Annotated in this window: 19 protein-coding genes and 3 pseudogenes; 5 read left to right on the forward strand and 17 right to left on the reverse strand. The window is 69.3% G+C overall.

The genetic code is table 11. The features are described 5' to 3' along the window. Nucleotides 1–34: 34 nt before the first annotated feature. The 4 genes and pseudogenes from CEB94_RS00250 to CEB94_RS00265 form a co-directional block, all read right to left on the reverse strand. Complete coding sequence (locus CEB94_RS00250; RefSeq protein WP_175430238.1) at nucleotides 35–796, reverse strand: SDR family oxidoreductase; 762 nt, start codon at nucleotides 794–796, stop codon at nucleotides 35–37. 110 nt (nucleotides 797–906) lie between these two features. Further along, the gene (locus tag CEB94_RS00255; RefSeq protein ID WP_175430239.1) at nucleotides 907–2,211 is read right to left on the reverse strand and encodes a replication-associated recombination protein A; all 1,305 of its coding nucleotides are present in this window, start codon (nucleotides 2,209–2,211) and stop codon (nucleotides 907–909) included. Nucleotides 2,212–2,311: 100 nt separating this feature from the next. Further along, a complete protein-coding gene (locus tag CEB94_RS00260) occupies nucleotides 2,312–2,680 on the reverse strand; it encodes an MmcQ/YjbR family DNA-binding protein (protein ID WP_175430240.1) in 369 nt (122 codons plus the stop codon). Continuing rightward, a pseudogene (locus CEB94_RS00265) lies at nucleotides 2,677–2,856 on the reverse strand (MmcQ/YjbR family DNA-binding protein); the annotation flags it as partial. The pseudogene CEB94_RS00265 and the gene CEB94_RS00260, both read right to left, overlap by 4 nt. A gap of 181 nt (nucleotides 2,857–3,037) precedes the next feature. Between CEB94_RS00265 and CEB94_RS00270 the strand changes: the two are divergent. Then, complete coding sequence (locus CEB94_RS00270; protein WP_246111635.1) at nucleotides 3,038–3,982, forward strand: helix-turn-helix domain-containing protein; 945 nt, start codon at nucleotides 3,038–3,040, stop codon at nucleotides 3,980–3,982. Between the two features lie 54 nt (nucleotides 3,983–4,036). Here the strand turns inward: CEB94_RS00270 and CEB94_RS00275 are convergent, their stop codons facing one another. Continuing rightward, nucleotides 4,037–5,029: an aldo/keto reductase gene (locus tag CEB94_RS00275; RefSeq protein ID WP_175430241.1), complete on the reverse strand. Its 993-nt coding sequence runs from the start codon at nucleotides 5,027–5,029 to the stop codon at nucleotides 4,037–4,039. On the opposite strand from CEB94_RS00275, the gene CEB94_RS00280 reads away from it, so the two are divergent. Continuing rightward, nucleotides 5,028–5,783 (forward strand): TetR/AcrR family transcriptional regulator, encoded by a 756-nt coding sequence (locus CEB94_RS00280; protein WP_246111636.1) that lies wholly within the window; start codon nucleotides 5,028–5,030, stop codon nucleotides 5,781–5,783. The two genes, CEB94_RS00275 and CEB94_RS00280, sit on opposite strands and share 2 nt — an antisense overlap. Nucleotides 5,784–5,868: 85 nt before the next feature. On the opposite strand, the gene CEB94_RS00285 is transcribed toward CEB94_RS00280, so the two are convergent. The 8 genes and pseudogenes from CEB94_RS00285 to CEB94_RS00315 form a co-directional block, all read right to left on the reverse strand. Then, entirely contained in the window at nucleotides 5,869–6,891 is a 1,023-nt protein-coding gene (locus CEB94_RS00285; protein ID WP_175430242.1) for an alcohol dehydrogenase catalytic domain-containing protein, read from the reverse strand. 127 nt (nucleotides 6,892–7,018) lie between these two features. After that, nucleotides 7,019–8,455 (reverse strand): carboxylesterase family protein, encoded by a 1,437-nt coding sequence (locus tag CEB94_RS00290; RefSeq protein ID WP_175430243.1) that lies wholly within the window; start codon nucleotides 8,453–8,455, stop codon nucleotides 7,019–7,021. A 209-nt stretch (nucleotides 8,456–8,664) separates the two neighbouring features. Then, nucleotides 8,665–10,521, reverse strand: coding sequence for a TniQ family protein (locus tag CEB94_RS00295; RefSeq protein WP_175430244.1), 1,857 nt, complete (start codon nucleotides 10,519–10,521; stop codon nucleotides 8,665–8,667). Then, nucleotides 10,437–10,820, reverse strand: coding sequence for a TniQ family protein (locus CEB94_RS00300; protein ID WP_246111638.1), 384 nt, complete (start codon nucleotides 10,818–10,820; stop codon nucleotides 10,437–10,439). The genes CEB94_RS00295 and CEB94_RS00300 overlap by 85 nt, the downstream gene beginning before the upstream one ends. Beyond that, nucleotides 10,789–11,958 (reverse strand): AAA family ATPase, encoded by a 1,170-nt coding sequence (locus CEB94_RS00305; RefSeq protein WP_246111639.1) that lies wholly within the window; start codon nucleotides 11,956–11,958, stop codon nucleotides 10,789–10,791. Before CEB94_RS00305 ends, CEB94_RS00300 begins: the two co-directional genes overlap by 32 nt. Continuing rightward, nucleotides 11,955–12,783 (reverse strand): annotated as a pseudogene (locus CEB94_RS42065) (Mu transposase C-terminal domain-containing protein); the annotation flags it as partial. The gene CEB94_RS00305 and the pseudogene CEB94_RS42065, both read right to left, overlap by 4 nt. Beyond that, nucleotides 12,684–13,073, reverse strand: coding sequence for a hypothetical protein (locus tag CEB94_RS40470; RefSeq protein ID WP_246111641.1), 390 nt, complete (start codon nucleotides 13,071–13,073; stop codon nucleotides 12,684–12,686). The gene CEB94_RS40470 and the pseudogene CEB94_RS42065, both read right to left, overlap by 100 nt. Nucleotides 13,074–13,108: 35 nt before the next feature. After that, nucleotides 13,109–13,756 (reverse strand): TnsA-like heteromeric transposase endonuclease subunit, encoded by a 648-nt coding sequence (locus CEB94_RS00315; protein WP_246111642.1) that lies wholly within the window; start codon nucleotides 13,754–13,756, stop codon nucleotides 13,109–13,111. A gap of 133 nt (nucleotides 13,757–13,889) precedes the next feature. Here CEB94_RS00315 and CEB94_RS00320 point away from each other — a divergent pair. Then, nucleotides 13,890–14,689, forward strand: a protein-coding gene (locus tag CEB94_RS00320) for an IS5 family transposase (protein WP_425472531.1) whose coding sequence is annotated in 2 segments (ribosomal slippage) — nucleotides 13,890–14,238 and nucleotides 14,238–14,689 — 801 coding nt in all. Because the reading frame shifts where the segments join, the coding sequence is not laid out codon by codon here. Here CEB94_RS00320 and CEB94_RS00325 read toward each other — a convergent pair. Beyond that, nucleotides 14,661–14,996 carry an ankyrin repeat domain-containing protein gene (locus CEB94_RS00325; RefSeq protein WP_054214933.1) on the reverse strand — a complete coding sequence of 112 codons (336 nt, stop codon included), beginning with the start codon at nucleotides 14,994–14,996 and terminating at the stop codon, nucleotides 14,661–14,663. The genes CEB94_RS00320 and CEB94_RS00325 overlap by 29 nt on opposite strands. Before the next feature lie 210 nt (nucleotides 14,997–15,206). Between CEB94_RS00325 and ku the strand changes: the two genes are divergently transcribed. Further along, on the forward strand, nucleotides 15,207–16,184 hold the full coding sequence (gene ku, locus CEB94_RS00330) for a non-homologous end joining protein Ku (RefSeq protein WP_175430246.1): 978 nt from the start codon (nucleotides 15,207–15,209) through the stop codon (nucleotides 16,182–16,184). Nucleotides 16,185–16,195: 11 nt separating this feature from the next. Here the strand turns inward: ku and CEB94_RS40475 are convergent. Further along, a pseudogene (locus CEB94_RS40475) lies at nucleotides 16,196–16,459 on the reverse strand (DUF6233 domain-containing protein); the annotation flags it as partial. 257 nt (nucleotides 16,460–16,716) lie between these two features. Between CEB94_RS40475 and CEB94_RS41620 the strand changes: the two are divergent. Continuing rightward, nucleotides 16,717–16,848, forward strand: coding sequence for a hypothetical protein (locus CEB94_RS41620; protein WP_281292480.1), 132 nt, complete (start codon nucleotides 16,717–16,719; stop codon nucleotides 16,846–16,848). An 80-nt stretch (nucleotides 16,849–16,928) separates the two neighbouring features. Here the strand turns inward: CEB94_RS41620 and CEB94_RS00335 are convergent, their stop codons facing one another. Next, nucleotides 16,929–17,981, reverse strand: a complete 1,053-nt coding sequence (locus tag CEB94_RS00335; RefSeq protein WP_175430247.1) for a PLL family lectin — start codon at nucleotides 17,979–17,981, stop codon at nucleotides 16,929–16,931. Nucleotides 17,982–18,452: 471 nt separating this feature from the next. Further along, nucleotides 18,453–20,300, reverse strand: a complete 1,848-nt coding sequence (locus CEB94_RS00340; RefSeq protein WP_175430248.1) for an FG-GAP-like repeat-containing protein — start codon at nucleotides 20,298–20,300, stop codon at nucleotides 18,453–18,455. Between the last annotated feature and the right edge of the window lie 31 nt (nucleotides 20,301–20,331).

A 20,331-nucleotide genomic window follows, 5' to 3' on the forward strand; every position in this document is an offset into this window, starting at 1 on the left:
GCCCCTCGCCCGTCTCGCGGCCGCGTCCTCGCTGTCAGAGAACGGTCTGGCCACCGTCCAGGATAAGGTCCTGGCCCACGGCGAAGGCGGAGGCGTCGGAGGCCAGGTAGACGACGGCTTCCGCGACTTCCTCGGGCAGACCCATGCGCCCCAGCGGGATGCCGGAGCTGATCGCCTCCAGAACCGCCGTCTGCTGCGCGGGGTCCTCGATCCCGAGCTTGGCCCCTGAGTACAGCGGGGTGTTCACCGGGCCGGGGCTGACCGCGTTGAACCGGATGCCGTGCGACCTGAGCAGGTCCGCGTTCCACGACCGCATCAGGGAACCGACAGCCGCCTTCGTCGCGGCGTAGGCGTTCGACTGCCCGTAACCGCCGTGCGCGCTGTTGGACGCGTTGAGGACAACCGAGGACGGGTTGGCCAGCACGGGCACCAGGGCCTGCGTGAGAAAGAAGACGCTCTTGACGTTGATGTCGAAGAGCCGGTCGAAGCTGTCCTCCGTGTGGCCCTCGAACGGCCGCCAGTCCGAGACGCCGGCGTTCAGGAACGCCACGTCCAGCTTCCCGAAGTGCTCACGCACCCGCTCCGCCAGGCCGCGCTGCGCATCGAGATCGCGCGCATCGGCCTGCACCACCGGCACCGCGTCCCCGAGGATCTGCCGCGCCTTGTCGATGCTGGCCGGGGTGACCCCTGTGACCAACACGTCGGCGCCCTCCGCGACAAAACGCTGCGCGGTCTCCAGACCGATCCCACTCGTGCCGCCAGTGATGAGGGCGCGCTTGCCCGCAAGACGATTCATGTTCAGTGTTCCTTGCCGAGTCGTGAGGTAAGTCGATGAACTTACCTGAAGGTATCCCCCACGCCATCCATGAGGCAAGTCGATCCACTTACCATCGGCGCGTCGGCCGGTCAGCCGCGTTGCCGGCGGGCACGCAGAGCGGCCCAGTGGCGCAGGCGCTCGGTGATCTGGGCTTCGTAGCCGTTGCGGGTGGGCTGGTAGTACGTCTCGCGGTCCATGTCGTCGGGGAAGTAGTCGTCACCGGAGAAGCCCTCGGCAGTGTCCGGGTCGTACTGGTAGTCCTTGCCGTAGCCGAGGTCCTTCATCAGCCGGGTCGGGGCGTTGAGGATGTGGGTGGGCGGCATGAGTGAGCCGGTATGCCGGGCTGATCGGTGTGCGGCGTTGAAGCCGCGGTAGACGGCGATGGATTTGGGGGCGGTGGCGAGGTAGACGACGGCCTGGGCGATCGCCAACTCGCCCTCGGGGGAGCCGAGTCGCTCGTACACGTCCCAGGCGGCGAGGGCCTGCTGGATGGCGTGGGGGTCGGCCATGCCGATGTCCTCGTTCGCGAAGCGGACCAGGCGGCGGGCGACGAACAGCGGGTCCTCGCCGCCGTCGAGCATGCGGGCGAGCCAGTACAGGGCCGCGTCCGGGTCGGAGCCGCGCATCGACTTGTGCAGCGCGGAGATCAGGTTGTAGTGGCCCTCCTGCGCCTTGTCGTACAGCGGGGCGCGCTGCTGGATGTGATGGGCGAGCCCGGCGGTGTCGAGGGTGGCTTCCGTGTCCGGGAGGGCTTGGAGCTGTTCGGCCATGTTGAGGAGGTAGCGGCCGTCGCCGTCCGCCATGGCGATCAGGGCGCGGCGGGCGTCGTCGTCCAGGGGCAGATGGTGGCCGGTGAGCTGCTCGGCGCGGTCGAGGAGCGTGGACAGTGCGGCTTCGTCGAGGCGTTTGAGCACGAGGACCTGGGTGCGGGAGAGGAGGGCGCCGTTGAGTTCGAAGCTCGGGTTCTCCGTGGTGGCGCCGATCAGGGTGACTGTGCCGTCCTCGACGTAGGGCAGGAAGCTGTCCTGCTGGGCACGGTTGAAGCGGTGGATCTCGTCGACGAACAGCAGGGTGCCCTGGCCGATGCCGCGCCGGCTTCGTGCGGCGGCAAAGACCTTGCGCAGATCGGCCACTCCGGAGAAGGTGGCCGACACCGGTTCGAAGGCCAGGTTGCCGGCGTCCGCGAGAAGCCGGGCGATGGTGGTCTTCCCGACGCCGGGCGGGCCCCACAGGATGGCGGAGCCGAGGCGCTGCTGGGCGACCATGCGGCCCAGCGGGGCGTCCCGGGCAAGGAGGTGGTCCTGCCCGACGACATCTTCCAGCCGGGTGGGGCGCAGGCGGTCGGCGAGGGGCCGTGCGGGCTCCTCGCCGAAGAGCGGCAGGGTCGGTTCCATCGGTCTCTCGGGTCGGAAGTGGACGTGTGCGGACGTGGCGAGCCTTGCACGGGGCACTGACAGGCGTCGGCTCAGCCGCTCGTGGGGAAGCGCGCAGGGCTCATCGGGCATCGGCGCGGTCGCGTCGCGGCAGCCTCTCGGCGACCAGGTCGTAGGAGTCCTCGACCGCGTCGGTGACCAGCCGCTCGGTGATGCCGGGTCCTGGCCCCAGTGAGATCCAGTGGCGTTTGTCGAGATAGCGGCCCGGCGTGATCGAGGCGTGGCCGCGTACGTGAGCGCGGGCGTGTTCGGGTTCGCACTTGACCGTGATGATCTGCTCGTCCGGGTCGTCGGTGACGATCAGGAACACCTTGTCCGCGACCTTGTACACGTCGAGTCCCGGGGTGAAGGGGTAGCCGTGGCTGACGTCGGGGAGGCCCAGTGCCGCCCGGCAGGCGGTGTCCTGGAGCCGGTCACCGGCCGCGCTCACCGGGCCGCCCGTGGGCCGGTGCCGTAGGTGTGCGGGTCGACAGGCCGCTCGGCCCTGGGCAGATGGGCGACGACGAGCCGGTAGGAGTCGGTGACGAGCTCCCCGACGAGCTCCCTGTCGACGCCTTCTCCGCCCTCCAGGGTGATCCAGTGCTTCTTGTTCATGTGGTAGCCGGGGTGATGTGGCTGCGCAGTCGGCGGCGGTCTTGTGCAGGGCCGATCCGTTCATGGGTGGTGAGCCTTCTCAGGTGGTGACGGACTGTGGCGTCGAAGGAGGCGGAGGGCGCGCCGCGCGGGCGCGGTGGCACGTCCCATCCTTGCGTCGAAGTCGACGGGAAGGGCGGTAGGCTGCGGACACGTGATGGTCGACAAGCGACACTCCGGGCCAAGTGGGCCGGGCGAGCAGGCCGGGCAGGCCGCGGTTCCGCTGTACGGTTTCCAGCCCCCGGTCGGTACCCCGTACGGCCTCGAGGTGAGCACCGTCGAGGACTTCTTCGCCCACCACGACGACTGGCCGTGGAACCCGCCCCGTCCGGGCCGCGCCACCTTCCACTACCTCATCACCGTCACCGAGGGTGAGCTGCGGCACGACGTCGACCACGTCACGCGGACCGTCACCCCAGGCCAGTGGCTGTGGGTGCGTCCCGGACACGCACAGTGCTGGCATCCGCCCGGCGCGGCCCGCGGCCCGTTCATCCTGTTCGAACCGGACGTACTGCGGCCCGACCTCGCCCGTCTCCTGGCCCCGCTCACCGCACACGAGGCACCTGCCGTGCTCAGCCCGCACCCCGACGACACCGCCTGGCTCCAGCAGACGGCACTCCAACTCCTGGACGAGCACCGCGCACTGGGGCGCCGCCCCCTCGACATCCACCACGCGCTGCGGCGCAGCCTGCTCGAATCACTACTGCTGCGCCTGGCCAACTCCCCGGGCATCGCCCCCACCGGGACAGCCACGGCCGGCGCGGCCCGCGCCGACAGATACCGACGCTTCCTGGACGCCTTGGAGCTGCATTTTCGCGAGCTCCACCAAGCCGCGGACTACGCCGAATTGCTCGGCTGCTCGGTCCGCACCCTCAGCCGTGCCGCCCAGGATGCCACCGGCAAGGGAGTACGCGAACTCATCGACGAGCGGCGCCTCCTGGAGGCCCGGCGCCTGCTGGGAGCAGCCCGGTGGGACGCCCGGGCCGTGGCCGTCCACCTCGGCTTCACCGACCCCGCGAACTTCGGCCGCTTCTTCCTCGACCGCACCGGCCTCACCCCGGCCGCCTTCGCGGCCCGCGCAGCCAGGACCGACGCGTGACGGAAACGCGGCGCAGGCCCCTTGCCCGTCAAGAGGAGATGGCTCCCGGCGCGGTCACTCTGTGGTGAAGCTGGACAGTACCGCGGCCGGGAGGCGGCTGCCTGCCGAACCGTGGGGAAGGATCTCGGCGATGCGGGCCAGATCGGCGGCCGAGAGCTGGACGTCGACGGCGCTGGCGTTCTCCTCAAGCCGCTTGGTGCTGCGGGTGCCGGGAATGGGCGCGATGTCCTCACCCTGGGCGAGCAGCCAGGCCAGCGCGAGCTGGGCGGTGGTGATGCCCTTGGTGTCGGCCAGGTTCTTGAGCTGTTCGATGGCGTGCACGTTGTACGTGTAGTTCTCGCCCTGCCAACGCTCGTCCCAGCTGCGCATGTCGTCCGCGGGGTACTCGCTGGCGGGCTTGACCTGGCCGGTGAGGAAGCCGCGGCCGAGCGGGGAGTAGGGCACCAGGCCGATGCCGAGTTCCCGCAGAACGGGAAGGATCTTCTCCTCGACCTCCCGCTCGAAGAGCGAGTACTCGTACTGGAGCACGGAGACCGGGGTGACGGCGTGGGCGCGGCGGATGTACTGGGGGCCGACGTTGCTCAGGCCGAAGTACTTCACCTTGCCTTCGGTGATCAGTTCGCCGACCACGCCGGCGACCTCCTCGACCGGAATGTCAGGGTCAGAGATGTGCTGGTAGAAGAGGTCGATGTGGTCGCTCTGTAGGTAGCGCAGGCTGTTCTCGGCAACCTTGCGGATGTTTTCCGGACGGCTGTTGAAGGCGGGGCTGATCGCCGGGGCGGTCATGTCGAAGCCGAACTTGGTGGCGAGGACCACCTCGTCACGGAAGTCTTCGACTGCCTTGCCGAGGAGGATCTCGTTGCTGCCGGTGCCGGCGCCGTACAGCTCGGCGGTGTCGAAGAAGTCGATCCCGAGTTCGTGGGCGCGGCGGATGGTCGCGAGGCCCTCGTCGTCGTTCGAGGCGCCGTAGGCCATGGACATGCCCATGATTCCCAGGCCGAGCGCCGAGACGCGCAGACCCTGAGAGCCCAGATTGCGGTGCTGCATGAGTTCACTCCCTCAGTGGTTCGTCGGCTTCACCCGCAGGTGTCAAACCGAACTGTTCGGTTTTACCTTACGCGCCGACCGCCCGGAGGCCAAACCAAACGGTTCGGTGCTCTATCCTGGGGCTATGTCCCAGTCCCGCGATTCCGGCCCGACCGCAGCGCCCGCAGGAGCCGCCGCGGGCGGTGACACCACGCGCGAGCGCATCCTCACCGCTGCCATGGAGGAATTCGCCCGCCACGGCATCGCCGGGGCCCGTGTGGACCGCATCGCCAAGCTCGCCAGAACCAGCAAAGAACGCGTCTATGCCTACTTCCGCGGCAAAGACGCGCTCTATTCGGCTGTCGCTGCACGGGAGTACGTCGTCATCGCCGAGGCCACCCAGATGGACCCGTGCGACCTGCCTGGCTACGCGGGCCGCCTGTTCGACTACTTCGTCGCCCGTCCGGACCACCACCGCCTGATCACCTGGGGCCGCCTCGAACTGCCGGGCACCAGAGCCGTTGCCGACGATCCCGACCAGGCAGTGATCGCCCGCAAAATCGACCAGCTCCGCCAGGCGCAGCAGGCCGGACAGCTCGACTCCGCATGGGACCCGGCCGATGTCCTCGCCCTGGTCAACCAGATCGCCATGACCTGGGCGGCACAGCCCGAACTCAGCGAGGCCGCCGCCGCACACGCCGTGGACCCCACCACCGCCGCCCGCCGCGCCGCGGTGGTGACCGCTGTCGAACGGCTTTTCCCCCGAGCGCACTGACGTCCCCCGGACCAGCGGCCACCCTCCTCGAACATTCCCCAAACGGCGCCGACCGCCCTTGCCGCTCAAGTCGAGGGATCCGGGCTCAGTAGTCCAGGACGACGACGTGCTTGCCCGGCGTGGTGCCGGACTCGACGTCGGCCTGGGCGTCACGGACCTGTTCCAGGCCGTGGTAGACCTTCGCGACCGGGACTGTGAGACTCCCCGCGGCGATGGCCTGGAGTTGGCGGGCGAAGACGTCGGCCGGGAGGTCGGCGGCCTGACCGCCGTAGGACGTCAGCCGCACCCCGCCCGGGATCATGAACGGGGTGAAATCGGGGATCGTCCACTGGCCCGCCAGCGCTCCGGTGAAGCAGACCGTTCCGTGCCGGCGGACGGTGCGGAGGGTGTCGGCGAGGACCGAGCAGCCCACCAGCTCCAGTACGGCGTCGACACCCTCCGGCATCAGCTCGCGCACCTGGTCGGCGATCGTGCCGTTGTCGACGAGGGGATGGTCGACGCCCGCGGCCCGCAGTTCCCCGGCGCGCTCCGGGCTGCGGGTGGTGGACAGTACGGTGGCTCCGAGGTCCTTCGCGATCGTGGCCGCGCTCAGCCCGACCGTGGAGGTGCCGCCGCGGATCAGCAGCGTCTGCCCGGCCGTGAGGTCCAGGCCGGTGGTCAGCGATCCGTAGGCGGTCTGGAACATCTCCGGCAGCGCGCCGACGACCTCCCACGGCAGGCCGGTCTCGAACGGGATGACCTGCGCCGCGGGGACGCTCACGTACTGGGCGTACGCGCCGTCGTACGAGCGGCCCATGCCGCCCATCATCGTGGCCACCTGCTGTCCCGGCCGCAGTTCGCTGTCCTCGTCGGCCTCATCGACCACGCCGACGCCCTCGATGCCGGGCACCCGCGGGTAGGTGACCTCCGCGTCCGACTCCCCCTTGCGGGTGGTGACCTCGGACTCGTTGACGCCGAACGCCTTCACCCTGATCCGCACCCAGCCGGGCTTGCGTACGGGCACCGGCACATCCTTGATCTCCAGTGCGTCCAGGCCGCCGGGCCGGGTGACGACCACGGCCCGCATCGTCGCCGGTGCTGCGCCGCCGGCTGCTCTTGGTTGGCTCATGTCGAGTTCCTTACTCTGTTCGCCCCGAGGATGTGAAGGCGGAGCCGGGGCTCCGGGCGCAGGTACCTGGGTGATCAGCCCGTGGCGGCCCTGCGCCGTTGCGCATCTCGGTATTGCCCGGTAACCGTCAGGGGCGGTCGATGCTCTCCCACAGGTCGAGGGCCGCCTGATAGTGGGCGCCGGCCTCGAACGGCGGGTTGCCGACGCTCCCCGAGATGGGCCGGTCCGTGAGGGCGGGCCACAGACGGGTCTGCTCGCCGGTGACGAAGTCGAGCACGATGTCGCGGATACGCGTGTCACGCTCGGCCTGTTCAGGGCTGCGGCCCGGCCGTTCCTGGCCGACCAGGGCGTACATCTCGGTGCCGTGCACAGCAGGTGCGCCCTCCGCGGGCCCGATCACCAGGAGATGGGTGTTGCCGCCCGCCGCGGCGTGCGCCAGGGCGCCGCGGGCCGCGGGGAGACCGAAGATGTAGTCCGACAGGAGGGCTGCGCGGACCTCGGCAGGGGTGCGGCCGCCCTGGTCGTAGGCGTCGACGATCTTCTTGGCGCAGGAGCGGGGAATGCGCCACCCCGCGACCTCGTCGACGATGCGGTCGACGGTGCCCGGGTCGAACCGGTCGAGGTCGTTCGCCACCCACCAGCCCATGTCGTCACTGGCCATGCTCAGCAGCACGTCGACATCACGGTGTGCGCCCGAGGCGAGTTCGTCCATGGGGTGGGCGTGCAGCACCGCGCCGGGCTGTCGGGTGTCCAGGACGATGCCGAGGCTCTTGCTGTCCATCCCGCCACGGACTCCCAGGTCCGTCGGGGTGACCTTGTGCAGGGCGGCCACCAGGGAGGCCGCATCAAGGTCGAGCAGCTTCTCCGGGTTGTCCGCGACGCCGAGTTCGGTGACGAACCGGTGGGCGAGTTCCTCGGCCCACCAGGCAGGCTGCAGACGCGAGGGCCCGGCGGAGAACCCGGCCAGTCGCCGGTACAGGCCGTTGGCGGAGGAGGCGCCGAGCAGTCCGAAGGTGGCATAGGCGCCGCCGCTGTGGCCGTAGACGGTGACGTTGTCGGGGTCGCCGCCGAAGTGGGCGATGTTCCGCTTGATCCAGGTCAGCGCGGCGATGACGTCCTGCAAACAGAGGTTGCTTGCCTCGGCAAGAGCGCCGCCGTACTGCGAGAGCGAGAGAGCGCCCAGCGCGCCGAGCCGGTAGTTGACCGACACGCTCACCACGCGCCCCGTTGCCGCGAGACCGGCGGCGTTGGAGGTGATCTGGGTGTTCGCGCCGTACTCGAATCCGCCGCCGTGGATGTACACGGCCACCGGGAGCGCCGTGCCGGCAGGCTGCTCGGGGGCCCACACGTTCAGGTTGAGGCAGTCCTCGCCCATCCCGCTGTCGGCTTCGAGCCAGTCGCCGCTGTCGGGCTGGACGGAGACGACGCCCTTGCGGTCATGAAGGCGGTTTGGATCGAAGTCCGCGACCAGGGGCCGGCGGTATCGCTCGGCGGTGGCGTACGGGATTCCCCACCAGGACCGCACCCCTGGTGCAGTCGGAGCCTTGGGAGCGGTAGCGGTCATGGCACGTCCTTCCAGCGCGGTTGGGGTGTTCGCGCGGTGCTCGGCGGCTGGTTGCTCGCGGTGACGTCTCCCATCGTTTCCTGGGATCCGACAAAGAGCCCGGCGGGTGGCGGTCACCCGGTGGTCATCAGGTGACACTTCGGCAACAACATCTTGGTGCAGGCCAGGAATTTCAGGAGACAACCGGCGTTTCCTGACCGCCCTTCATTTCACTTCCGCCTCGGCCGGCCTGGATAGGAGCCGGCGGGGCGGAGTCGGGTGCCGTTCTTGAGGAGCGCGAGGCGGATGGCGGCGAGGCTGGTGTCCTCTCGGTCGGCGATGGCCTGGAGGGAGAGATGGTCGCGTTCGTACCACAGGCGCCACTGTGCTGACCGGTTGGCGGTGCGCTGAGTGCGGCGGAAGCGGGGCGGGCTCCAGTCGACGGGGTGCTGGGCGAGCAGATGGACGACGTGCGCGGTGGTCGTCTCCAGGGTGCGGGCGAGCTGGGCGACGGAGAAGTCGCTGCCGGGCACGGCCTGATGGAGCCGATCGGCGCTGATGCTGTACGGGTCGGGCCCCGGCAGCTGAAGGTCGCGCAGCGCGTGGACGGGTAGCTGCGGCGCCCATTGGACGGGCTCGTCGATGCCGTGCTCGTCGAGGAGCGTTCGTGCGGTGTGATGGAGGAGTTCGGCCTCGGCGGGCAGGATCCGCCAGCGGAAACGCTGATAGTGCTGCCGTTGGGCGGGGGTGGCGGGCGCGATGGCGGGGTGGGCGAGATGGGCGGGTGATCCGGTAATGGTGTGGAAGAGCCAGCGTTGCGCGTGTACCGCGTCGGGACCGGGGTTCGAGCGCAGCCACCGCTGCATCTCCAACCATGCCCGCGCGTCGATGAATTGGGGGCGGGCGGTGAACAGTGCGCGTCGGCGTATGTAGTCGATCGGGGCGCCGTGCGCGTCCAGGTGGTCGGCGAGCACGATCAGCGTGTGCAGGACGTCCGCGCCGTTCGGGTGGCGGGTGAGGGTGGCGAGGAACGTGGACACGTTGTGGCTGCTGACGGTGGTGCCGGTCAGGCGGACCGCGGCGTGGATCGGGGTGGTGTTCCCGGCCAGCAGACAGGCGACTGCGAGGAGTTCGTCGGCGCGTTGGGCGGCGGGCCTGCCGCTGGCGTGCCGTGGAGTGAGCCGCAGCGCCCACTCCGGCCACAGGGCGGTCGGCAGTACACAGGCCCTGTTGTCGCGGTCGCTTGGGGGCCGGGTGGAGCCGACGCCGGTACGGTGACGCAGGCGCGCCACCGGCATCAGCTTGCTCTCCCTGCTGCACCGCAGCGCAGCTTCGAGCGCGGGCGAGATGACGCCGCCGAGGGCGACGACGTTGCCGGGGTGCAGCGCCCGGCCGGAAGCGGCCACCCGGTCGGTGAGCCACTGCACGGCCCGGGCCGCGGAGCGGATGTTCTCGGCGCGCAGGATACGGAACGCCGCGGTGACGGCGACGGCCGTCGCGGCGGCGTCGCCGGGAGCGACATGGCTGTGCAGATCACCGTGGAGGGCGTCCGGTGAGCGTTGGGAGCCGGCGGGCAGCGGGTCGGCACGGTAGCGCTCCAGCCGCTCCAGGACATCGGACGGGGCGAGCGGGCCCAGGGCGTCGGGTGTTGCGTGGTTGAGGACCAGTACCCCGAGACTCTTCGCATCGCGCAGCACCACGTTCAACGGTGCGCCGTCGGGACCGTACAGCGGCCAGCGCACCGGGCGGCCGGGGGTGGTGAGGGCGGTGTCGATGAGGCGTTGGGCCTCGGCCAGGTCCCCATCGGCCGGAATCGCGGTGGCCGGGGTGTCGGTGAGGGGGTGGTGGCAGCGAGGTGGCCCGCCGTCCGGGGCAGCGCTGGAGCACCGTCCCGGACGGGGTGTCTCCCGCCGGGGGTGGGAGCGCAGGCGCGGGACGCGGTGGCAGGCCGGGCAGCGGTCGACCAGCAGGACATGGTGACGTGTGCAGGCGAAGGACCAGCTCAGACGCCAGGCCACCAGCCAGCGTCCGCCGCTGTCGGCCAGGCAGAAGGGGCAGAACCGGGATCCCGCCCGTCCCCACAGCACCCGCCGGTCACCCGCCGGTGCCGGGGCAGGATGTCCACCGCGTGCCCGTCGAAGGGCTGCAAGGTCATCGCCGCGAGCACGCCCGCGGCGACTCCGGTGACCTCCGTGATGGACGCGAGTTCGTCCCGCGTGAGGCGGATGGTCCAGGCCGGCAGCACCAGCGCAGACATGGCCGTCTCCCGGTTGGGGAGACCGAATGCGCCGAGCACGTCCGTGAACGGGCAGGTCAGACGGGCCGCGGTGAACTCCAGCCAGGAGTCCAGGGCCTCACCGGGATCCGGTGCGCACCGGATCGGCAAGCTCCGTCGTCCGGTGCTCATCCGGCGGCCCGCGCCCGGCGTGGACGGCTGGTGGCCCCCCCCCCGCGCCCAGCGCGTATTCGAGTTCGCGGCGGGCCTGTTCGGCGGCCTCGTCGTTCCTGACGCGGTCGAGGAGATCACGGGTGAGGCGTTCGGTGCCGGTGCGCTGGGCCCGCTGGCAGCCGCGGTTGACCAACGTCATCAAGGAACCGATGTGCCCGGTGCTGCGGGCGAAGAGGTAGTCGGACAGATCGTCGGCGAGCATGCCGGGATACGTGTCGGTCAGAACGATGCGCTGTTCCAGGGCCAACAGCAACCGTCGCCAGTGAGCGCGGCCCTGGTCGGTGTCGATGGTGAAGGGCGGCATGTCCAGGCGGGTGGTGCGCCGGCCGGTCTGCGCCAGGGCCGTGTCGCCGCTCGCCTCGCCCTCGCTGAACAGGCCCTTGTCCGCGAGTCCCACGCCGACCTTGAGAAGGGTGACGGGGAACTCGTTGGCGATCCACTTGAGATGGTTGCTGACCTCGATGCCGCTGGTCTTGCGCCACTTCAGGAAGTGCAGGTCGTCCAGGATCAGCAGGCGCACCTCGCAGGACAGCACACAGTCCAGGGCCTGCAGACCGAGCTGGGCGGCGGTGGAGTTCTGACGTCCGGGGTGGCCGAAGAACTCCAGCATGGCCCGGTTGAGGTCCTTCATGCCGGTGTTGCCGGTCAGCCCCACCCGGCACACCGGCCACCGCTCATGCCCCTGCACGGTGAAGCTGCCGTGCTCGGCGATCTCCCGGCGGTGGAATGCGCGGGCGAAGGCGAGCACCGCCGTGGTCTTGCCCAGTCCCGGGAACGCGTCGACGGCCACCGCCCCCTTGGCCTTGTCGCCATCCTGGAGGTTGCTGTCCACGATGTCCCACAAGTCCTCGTGCAGCGCGGCGAGTTGAGGAGTGCGGATCGGACCCAGATTGGCGTGCCACACCCGGCGGGCACGGTCGTAGGCGCTCCGCGCCCCGGCGTCCAGGGCCTCAAGCTCGCTGCGGCTCAGCGTCCCGGGCTGGATGCGGCGCGGTGCGTCGGCGAACGCCTGGAAGTCCTCCTTCCGCGACAGAGCCAGATTCCCCGGATCCGACCGGCTCGCCGGGGCGGTCACACGTCCTCCAGGGCGTCGGCATAGAAGTCGTCTTCCTCGACGGGCCCGAGGTCGCCTTCGTCATCGTCACCCGCTTCGGCGGCCTGCTCAGCAATGGGGAGTTCCGCCGGCCGCGGGTCCTCGCCCAGCGCCCGGCGCACAGACGGCAGGACGGCGGCCTTGCCGGTGCGGGGCATTTCGAGGGCAGCCTGCTCGCGGGACAGGCGCAGAGCCATGCGCCGTTCGGCGAGCGTGGTACCCAGCCCCAGGTTCCAGCGCTCCAGCAGGTCGGCGACGCAGCCGATCGTCGGGATACCGGTACTTCGCGGCGGCCAGCTTCCGGGCGAAGACCAGGGCGTCCTCACTCAACGGCATCCCCGCCACCGGCGCATACTCCCAGGCCAGGGTATGCCAGATGCGGGTTGCCGGATCACGGAAGTAGATCCGGGTGATGTCGTCCGGATCGACCTGGAACGGCCAGCCGTTCGCGACCGGCCCGTCGTACGGGCTGCGGATCCCGGGGGCGGGCAAGCCCGGGCCGCGGTAGCGGCGGCGGTCGATCTCCACACCGTAGTGCTGGACCGTGCGCCACTTCGTCGCCAGGAACTCGAAGGCGAGATCCGGATCCCGGGGCACCTCGATGTAGCCGGCCCGCGCCATCCCGTGCTCGAACATCTGTGCAGGCGACATCCGCAAGCCCGGCACACCCGGATCGACCAGACCGGCGTGGGGACGGCAGTGGTAGACTACCGCGATCCACTCCCGGACGATCTCTTCCAGCTCGTCGAGGAAGAAGAACGCATCGGCCTCGGGAAGCTCGCCGCGGGCGTGGATGTCGGGGCCCTTTGCTCAGCACGCTCCAGCACAACGTGGCGCTCGTCTTCGCGCAGTTGACCCAGCACGACCGAGGCGATCTCCTCGACGTCCCCGGCCGAAGGCCCAGCCCGCTCCGGGATCACCACTGCACGGTCGGTGAACAGCAACTCCTTCAGCGCCAGCCGACGAACCCGTCCCCGGCTGTCCTTCAGGACCACCTCGTTGCCCGCAGTCGTCGCAGCCATCTCGACCACCTCGACGGTCTCCCCGTCGTAGCGGAAACGTGTCCCCACTCCGACACGGGCTCCGGCACCACTCACGCCGTCCTCCTCAACACGCAGGAAGGACGCAGAGGTTAGAGGTAATGGACCGCGGCACGGACACACGGCTCGGGCCGGCCGGGAAGAAACTCAGCCGCCGACCTGAGCGGGACACCGTCCAGGTCGGCGCGACGCAACTCCTCCAGGACCTCCGGTGAGAACAACCACCCACGCCGATACGCGGCAAGGAAGCGGATGTTTTCCAGCACCGTCTCCGGCGGCTCGCTCCACACCTGATAGCGCCACCCCCGCAACTCCACCGCCCGCCGGGTCCATGCGAACGTGAAGGACACCACCGGCCTCGGCAGCCGCTGGCGCGGCTTGACGTCCACGACCACCGGTCCACTGTCGGTGATCAGGAAGTAGTCCGGGACGTGCTTGCGGACCTGCCCATCCACCACGGCCTTCAGAAGGAAGGGCTGGGCCACGATGCCGTGTACCGAAGGATCGAAGTCGGCGAACAGCAACCGGGCCAGCTCCAGCCGCGACTCGTAGACGAGGTAATCCTGTGTCGTCGCCGCCCAGTACGTGCCAGCATAGTGCTTCTGCCCTCTGTACCAGCGCAAGGTCCGCCACGGCGCGGCCGACGCCAGGAGACCGGCCGATGTACCCAACCATGCCTGGTCTCCGGCGACTTCACCGTCGCGGTGGCGAACACTGACCGTGACCGTGTCACCGTCCATGGCGTACCCCCAGCCCGGCCCCTCGTACGAGAACCGCGCTGCGGAGAGCCTGCCCATTGGCGGTTCAGCTCACGAGCAGGTCACACTAAGAAGTCATCTCATTTGGCTGGGTAAGCTGGCGGTCGTGGTGAGGATCGTCGAGCGGCTGGTGCCGGATGAGTTGTGGGAGCTGTTCCAGCGAGTGGTTCCGGAAGCGCCGTCGCGGCCCCAGGGTGGGGGCCGGCGGAGGCATGGCGACCGCGAAGTGCTGGCCGCGATCGTCTTCGTGGCGACCTCGGGCTGCACGTGGCAGCAGTTGCCGACCGCGTCGTTCGGGCCGTCCGGCGCGACGGCTCACCGACGCTTCACCGAGTGGACGAAGGCCAGGGTGTGGGCCAAGCTCCACCGCCTGGTGCTTGACGAGCTCGGGTCCCGTGGCGAACTGGACTGGTCGCGGTGCGCGATCGACTCGGTGAACATGCGCGCCCTGAAAAGGGGGACCTGACAGGTCCGAATCCTGTAGACCGGGGCAAGTACGGCTCAAAGATCCACTTGATCACCGAGCGGACCGGTCTGCCCCTGTCCGTGGGGACCTCGGGTGCCAACGTCCATGACAGCCAGGCCCTGATCCCGCTTGTGAAGGGCATACCGCCGGTCCGGTCCCGCCGGGGCCCCCGGCGTCGCAAGCCCGGCAAGCTCCATGCCGACAAGGGCTACGACTATGCCCACCTGCGGCGATGGTTAAGCTGCCGAGGCATCCGGCACCGCATCGCCCGCAAGGGAGTTGAGACCTCCCAGCGGCTGGGACGTCATCGTTGGACGATCGAACGCACCATGTCCTGGCTCGCCGGCTGCCGCCGTCTCCACCGTCGTTATGAGCGCAAGGCCGAGCATTTCCTCGCCTTCACGAGTATCGCCTGCACCCTCATCTGTTACCGGCGGCTCGGCCGCTGATGTGGGCCCGCAGCAGCTTCACCGCCAAGTCGTGGCCGTAGTGCTTGGCCATGTCCATGGGGGTGCGACCGTCTGGATCGGCGAGCTCCGGGTCAGCCCCGAAGGCCAGCAGCACAGCAGTGGTGTGCACGGTCAACGGTTGACCACTCTGCAGGGAGCCATCGCCCTCGGCGTCGATTGCGTGCGTCAGCAGCGTCATGTTGCTGAAGACCTCATCAGGATCGGTACCGTCGGCCAGCAACCGGGCCAGGGTCTCCGCATCCTCGTGCTCGACCGCGTGATGCGCGGGTGTCCAGTAGTCGCTCACCAAGGCATTCAACCGCCACCACAGCACGTCTGCCAGCGACTATCTACACAATTATCCACCAATTGAGATGACGTCTAAAGAGTGAATGCCTTGACCGGGCGATCTCAGATTCGTGGCCGATCGGCCATCGATTGGCCATCGGTCGTGAGATTTGGCCACGGCATTTCATCCCACACCTGGTGTCGCTCGGGGTAGCCGCGGAGGTCCGTCATGCCCCGAACCGTGTGGTCAGGTGCCATCAGCTTTGGTCTCGTGACCGTTCCGATCAACGTCCAGAGCGCTACCGAGGACCACTCGATCCGCTTCCACCAGTACCACCTGGAGGACATGGGCCGGGTGCGGGTCAGGAAGTACTGCGAGATCGAGGACCGCGAGGTCCGCACCGACGAGATCGGCAAGGGCTACCAGCTCACCAAAGAGCAAGTCATCCCGATCAGCGACGACGAACTGCGCGACCTGCCCCTGCCGACCGCCAAGGCGATCGAGATTGAAGCGTTCGTCCCGCTGGAGTCCGTGGATCCGATCCGCATCGGCGAGGGCTACTACCTCCAGTCCTCAGGACAGGTCGCGGCCAAGCCATACAAGCTCCTGCGTATGGCCCTGGCCCGGTCATCGAAGGTGGCCGTCGCGAAGTACGCCTGGAGCGGGAGAGAGCGCCTGGGCCTGCTGCGGGTGCGGGACGACGTGATCGTGCTGCACGCCATGCGCTGGCCCGACGAGATCAGATCCCCAGAGGAACTGCTGCCCCCGCTTGTCGAGCTGACCGACGAGGAGATCGAGGGCGCCCTGGCGCTCATGGACAGCATGACCCGCGACGATCTGGAGGGTGAGGAGTTCCGCGACGCCTACACCGAGGCCGTCGAGCAGATCATCGAGGCCAAGCGCGAGCATCGCGAGCCACCGAAGCTGGAGGAGCCCGAGGAGAAGACGGGCCAGCTGGTGGACCTGATGGCCGCCCTGACCGAATCCGTGCAGAAAGCCAGGACCGCCCGCGGCGAAGACGCCGACGTGCACGAGCTGCCGAAGAAGAAGACCACGAAGAAGCAACCGGCCAAGAAGACCGCCGCGAAGAAGACCACCAAGAAGGCCGCGGCCAAGAAGACGTCCGGACGCCGGCCGCGCAGCGCCCAGACGTCGAAGCCGAGCGCCGTGTCCGGCCTGCACTTCGTACACGCCGGTACCTGCTGACGTAGTGCCTCGATGGCCTGCGCCCTGGTCGCTGGTTTCGCCCGCTTGCCCGGGTCCCAGCACTCACCAGTGTGCACGGCAACGATGTTCTCGCGGTCCAGACCGCGCTCGATCAGCCACTCGGGCGCCGGCGGGCGCCGTGCTTGGCCGACGCGCCGCTCAGCCTCGCGGCGTTCCTCGTCGGCAATCCACCTGCGGGTGCGGGCCAGGTCGCGCTCCTGCACGCGCTCCAGGAAGCGGAGCAGCGCGAGTCGCGACGACTCCGTATCGTTCATGCGTTCGATTCTGTGATCGAGGCGCCCCGCAGCCCTCCCCCACCTCCTGGAGCAGGTATGAATCACGAGAAGGCCGCCCGCAAACTGGGCGTCGACCCGGCCTCCCTCGTCCCTGCCCCGCCCGCGCCCCGCTTCGCCACGACCTGGGAACGGATGCAGCAAGAGCCGCCCTGCTCCGCCTGCGGCCGGCCAGCTCGCACGAGCGGCGTGATCCACGACCCAGCGCACGGGCCTCGCTGGTTCGATCGCTGCCGGGAGTGTTCCTCGCGACTCCTCCGACGCTGCGTGTGCCGCCGGCGCAGTTCCTCGAGGAGCTGCGCCACGCAGCGGCCGACGCGCGGCTGTCGCTGCGCACCTACACCGACGAGAGCGGATGGGAAGGTGAGTGACGTGGACGACGATCAGTTCCACCTCACCCTGAGTTCGGGCCCATTGACCCGCTGATCCTTCGGCTTGAGGCGGGCGAGCGTCAGGGGGAGATCGCGTATCCCGCGGCCGGCTGGCCGAACATCTGGGCAATGTGCCAGACGGCGTGATCGGTGCCGTGGAAGAACACGTTCAGACGTCCATGGCCGTCGGCTTCGACGACGGGCTCGCCGCCGATGTTCTGCGCGATCTGCTCGTAGGAGCTCCAGTCAGTGCCGTTGACGACGCTCTGTTCGTTGACCCACAGGTGTCCGCTGCCCCAGTGGAAGACGGCCAGCCGGGCGTCGGCGGCCCGGGCGATGGCCGGGTTTCCGGTCAGGGTGCCGCCGAGGCTGGTCGGCGTGGCCCAGGCGTTGTAGTCGTCGGTTTGCGGGAGGTGCCACAGGGCGTTGTCGGTGCCCCGGAAGAACACTTCCAGGCGCCCGTCGGCGTTGGTGGCGATGACAGGGTCGCCGCCGATGTTGTGCACGATGCTCCGGGGGCTTTCCCAGGCGTTGGTGTTGGCGTCCCGCTGGCGGACGACCCACAGGTGGCCGTCGGTGCCGCGGAAGAACACCTGAAGACGGCCGCGGGCGTCTGTCGCCACTGCTGGGTCACCGGACAGAGTACCGCCCAGACTGACGGGGCCGGTCCAGTTTCCGTAGCCGGACTTGGTGGTCTCCCACACGTGCCACAGGGCGTTGTCGGTGCCCCGGAAGAACGCTTCCGGGCGGCCGTCGGCATTCAGCCCGGGGACCGGGTCGCCTCCGATGTTGTTGGCCAGCGTCTTCCCTGGGCCGTAGCCACCGTTGATGACCGTCTGCCAGGGATGTTCGAGGTTGCCCTGCCCGTTGCGGAAGAACACCCCGATGCGCCGTGCGGCCGTCCGCAGGGCGGAGGGATCGCCGGACAGGGTGGCGGCGCCCAGGTTCTCCCACTGGGACCAGCCGCCCCAGGTCTGCTGGTGGCAGGTCGCCAGCGCGTTGTCCGCGCGGCCGCGGGCGAACACCTCCAGCCGACCGTCCGAAGAGGGCGCCACCGCCGGATTACCCGTCAGCTGCCCGCCGAGCGAGGCCACCGGGCCCCAGGACATACCCGGCGTCGAAGGAACCGTCATGTTCTTCCCCTCCTGCTGCTTTCTCCCCCCAGAACTCCAACCAGGGGGAATCACTTCTTGCACCTGATCAACTACTCAGAGCGGCCGCGGGCGGACCGGCCTGCGCTCTCATGACGGAGCGTCATCAGTCGCCGGGAGCCGGCGTATCCACCAACGCCCCTCTGTACAGCACCCCCTCACCACCCCATGTGAAGCCAGCGAGCCGCCGCAGAATTACAAGGTCCGCGAGACGAGCAAGGCGATCGTCGCCGCAGTCACCGGCTCCCCGGCCGCTCCCCGGCACGCTGCTGCTCGGCAGGTACGACACCCAAGGCCGCCTTCACATCAGCCGCACCACGCCCCTCTCCCGAGCGGCAGACGCTGCGGTCGCCGCACTGCTCGCCGCCTGGCCGCGCGGTCACCCCTGGACAGGCTGGTCGTTCAGCGCCGGGGCAGCCGGGCCGTGATGCGGCTGTGGAGGCCCTTCTGGGGTTATCGGGTTCTGAAGCGGCGGAAGAGGTTGCGGGCCACGTACACGCCCGGCCCGCCGAAGCCAACGATGTCGACGCGTCCGTCACCGGTGATGTCGGCGAGGAAGCGGGGGTGGTGGTCGACCCGCCAGGCGCCCGCGTCGTCGTTGTACCCAAACCCGCAGCACACCAACTGCGCCTGCTCGAACCGGCCGTCGCCGCGGTTGTGCGACACCCAGACCCCTTCGTCGCCGAAACCGACGATGTCGGGGTTGCCGTCGCCGGTGACGTCGGCGAGGAACCGGAGGTGCTTCCTGCTCGTCCACCCCTGGGCGAGCCCGAAGTCGTTCAGGACGACCTTGGAGGGTTCGAACGTGCCGTCGCCGCGCCCAAGCGCGACGACGACGCCCTGCGGGCCGAACCCGACGATGTCCACTGCTCCTGCATCGATGGTCCTGACCAGGAACCGAGGGTGCTCCTCGACCGAGCTCCAGCCCTGGTCGCCTCCGAAGTCGTCGAGGACCCACAGGGCGTCGGCGAACGTCCCGTCCTCGTCCTGGAGTGAGATCCAGACGCCGTCGTCGTGGAAGCCGACGATGTCGGCGCGACCGTCACCGGTGGTGTCGGCGACGAAGCGGGGATGCTTGCCGGCAACCCACCCGCCCGCCTTCTCGTCGTGGCCGAACGCCCGGAGACCCGGTTCGTCGGCGAGGGGTGCGAACTTTCCTTCCTCGTCCTGGAGTGAGATCCAGACGCCGTCGTCGTGGAAGCCGACGATGTCGGCGCGACCGTCGCCGGTGGTGTCGGTGAGGAAGCAGGGATGCTTGTCGGCAACCCACCCGCCGGCCTGCTGTCCGTGGCCGAACGCTTTGATGACCGGCTCGCCACTTGCGGGTGCGAACCTTCCGTTTTCGTCCTGCGGGGACACTCGGACACCGTCGGCGGCGAGTACGACGACATCGGGCCTGCCGTCGCCCGTCGTGTCCGCGAGAGTCCACAAGTCCTTGGGACTCGGGGAGGGTACGGGTGAGTGCAGGACGCGTTCCTCGTCCTTGAAGGTGCCGTCGCGTTGACTGGAGGCCGTCACAGCCCCCTTCGCGGGTTTGAGCCCGACGATGTCCGCTCTGCCTGCTCCGGTGGTGTCGGCGAGGAACCGTTCACCGAGCCCGGCCCACCAGCCCGGCTGCGCGCTGTGAGACCGGTTGGCGACGTCGCTCTTCCACCCGCCGGCGTCCTGGTCACTCCCGAACCGCTTGAGGACCAGCAGCATGTCGCTGAAGGAGGGTCTCGCACCGGGTGCCGGCCGCAGCGCGGCCGAGCGGGCCAGTCGCCAGGACTGGCGGCTGTTCCAGTGGCTCAGTGGTGCCCAGCGCAGCACGGAGTCGCTGGTGCGCTCAGGGTCGGCTGTGACGAACCGCCAGCGCTGGCTTGCCGCACTTTCGTCGTACTCGCGCAGGACCACCCGGATGTCGTCCGCTGCGGGGTCGGCGAGGTCGAGAACGACACCATCGGTGGCGCCCTCGATGAAGTAGAGGTCGGCTTCGCCCTCGACGGGGACGACGCGCCACTGCTGGTCCTTCTTGCCGGCGGTGGCGTCCCACTGGCGGACGCCGCGGTCCGCGGCGGCGGGATTGTCGAGGACCTTGCCGCTGACCGCGTTGCGGATCACATATGCCTGCTCGCCCTGTGCCGGCCCGCCTTGCGTGGCCTGTACGGGGGTGAGCTGCCACTGCTCCAGGCTTGGGCCACCGTCAGGGAAGTCACGCACGACCAGTGCCCCGTCCGTTCCCGGCGTGGACCTGGCGCCGAGGATCTTCCCCGTGGCCGCGTTGACGATCTGAAGTTTCAGTTCTTGCGTGGGCACGGGCATTGTGGTGCCTCTTCCGGGCGGTAGGGGCGTG

It is taken from the genome of Streptomyces hawaiiensis (genome assembly GCF_004803895.1).
Taxonomy (GTDB): domain Bacteria; phylum Actinomycetota; class Actinomycetes; order Streptomycetales; family Streptomycetaceae; genus Streptomyces; species Streptomyces hawaiiensis.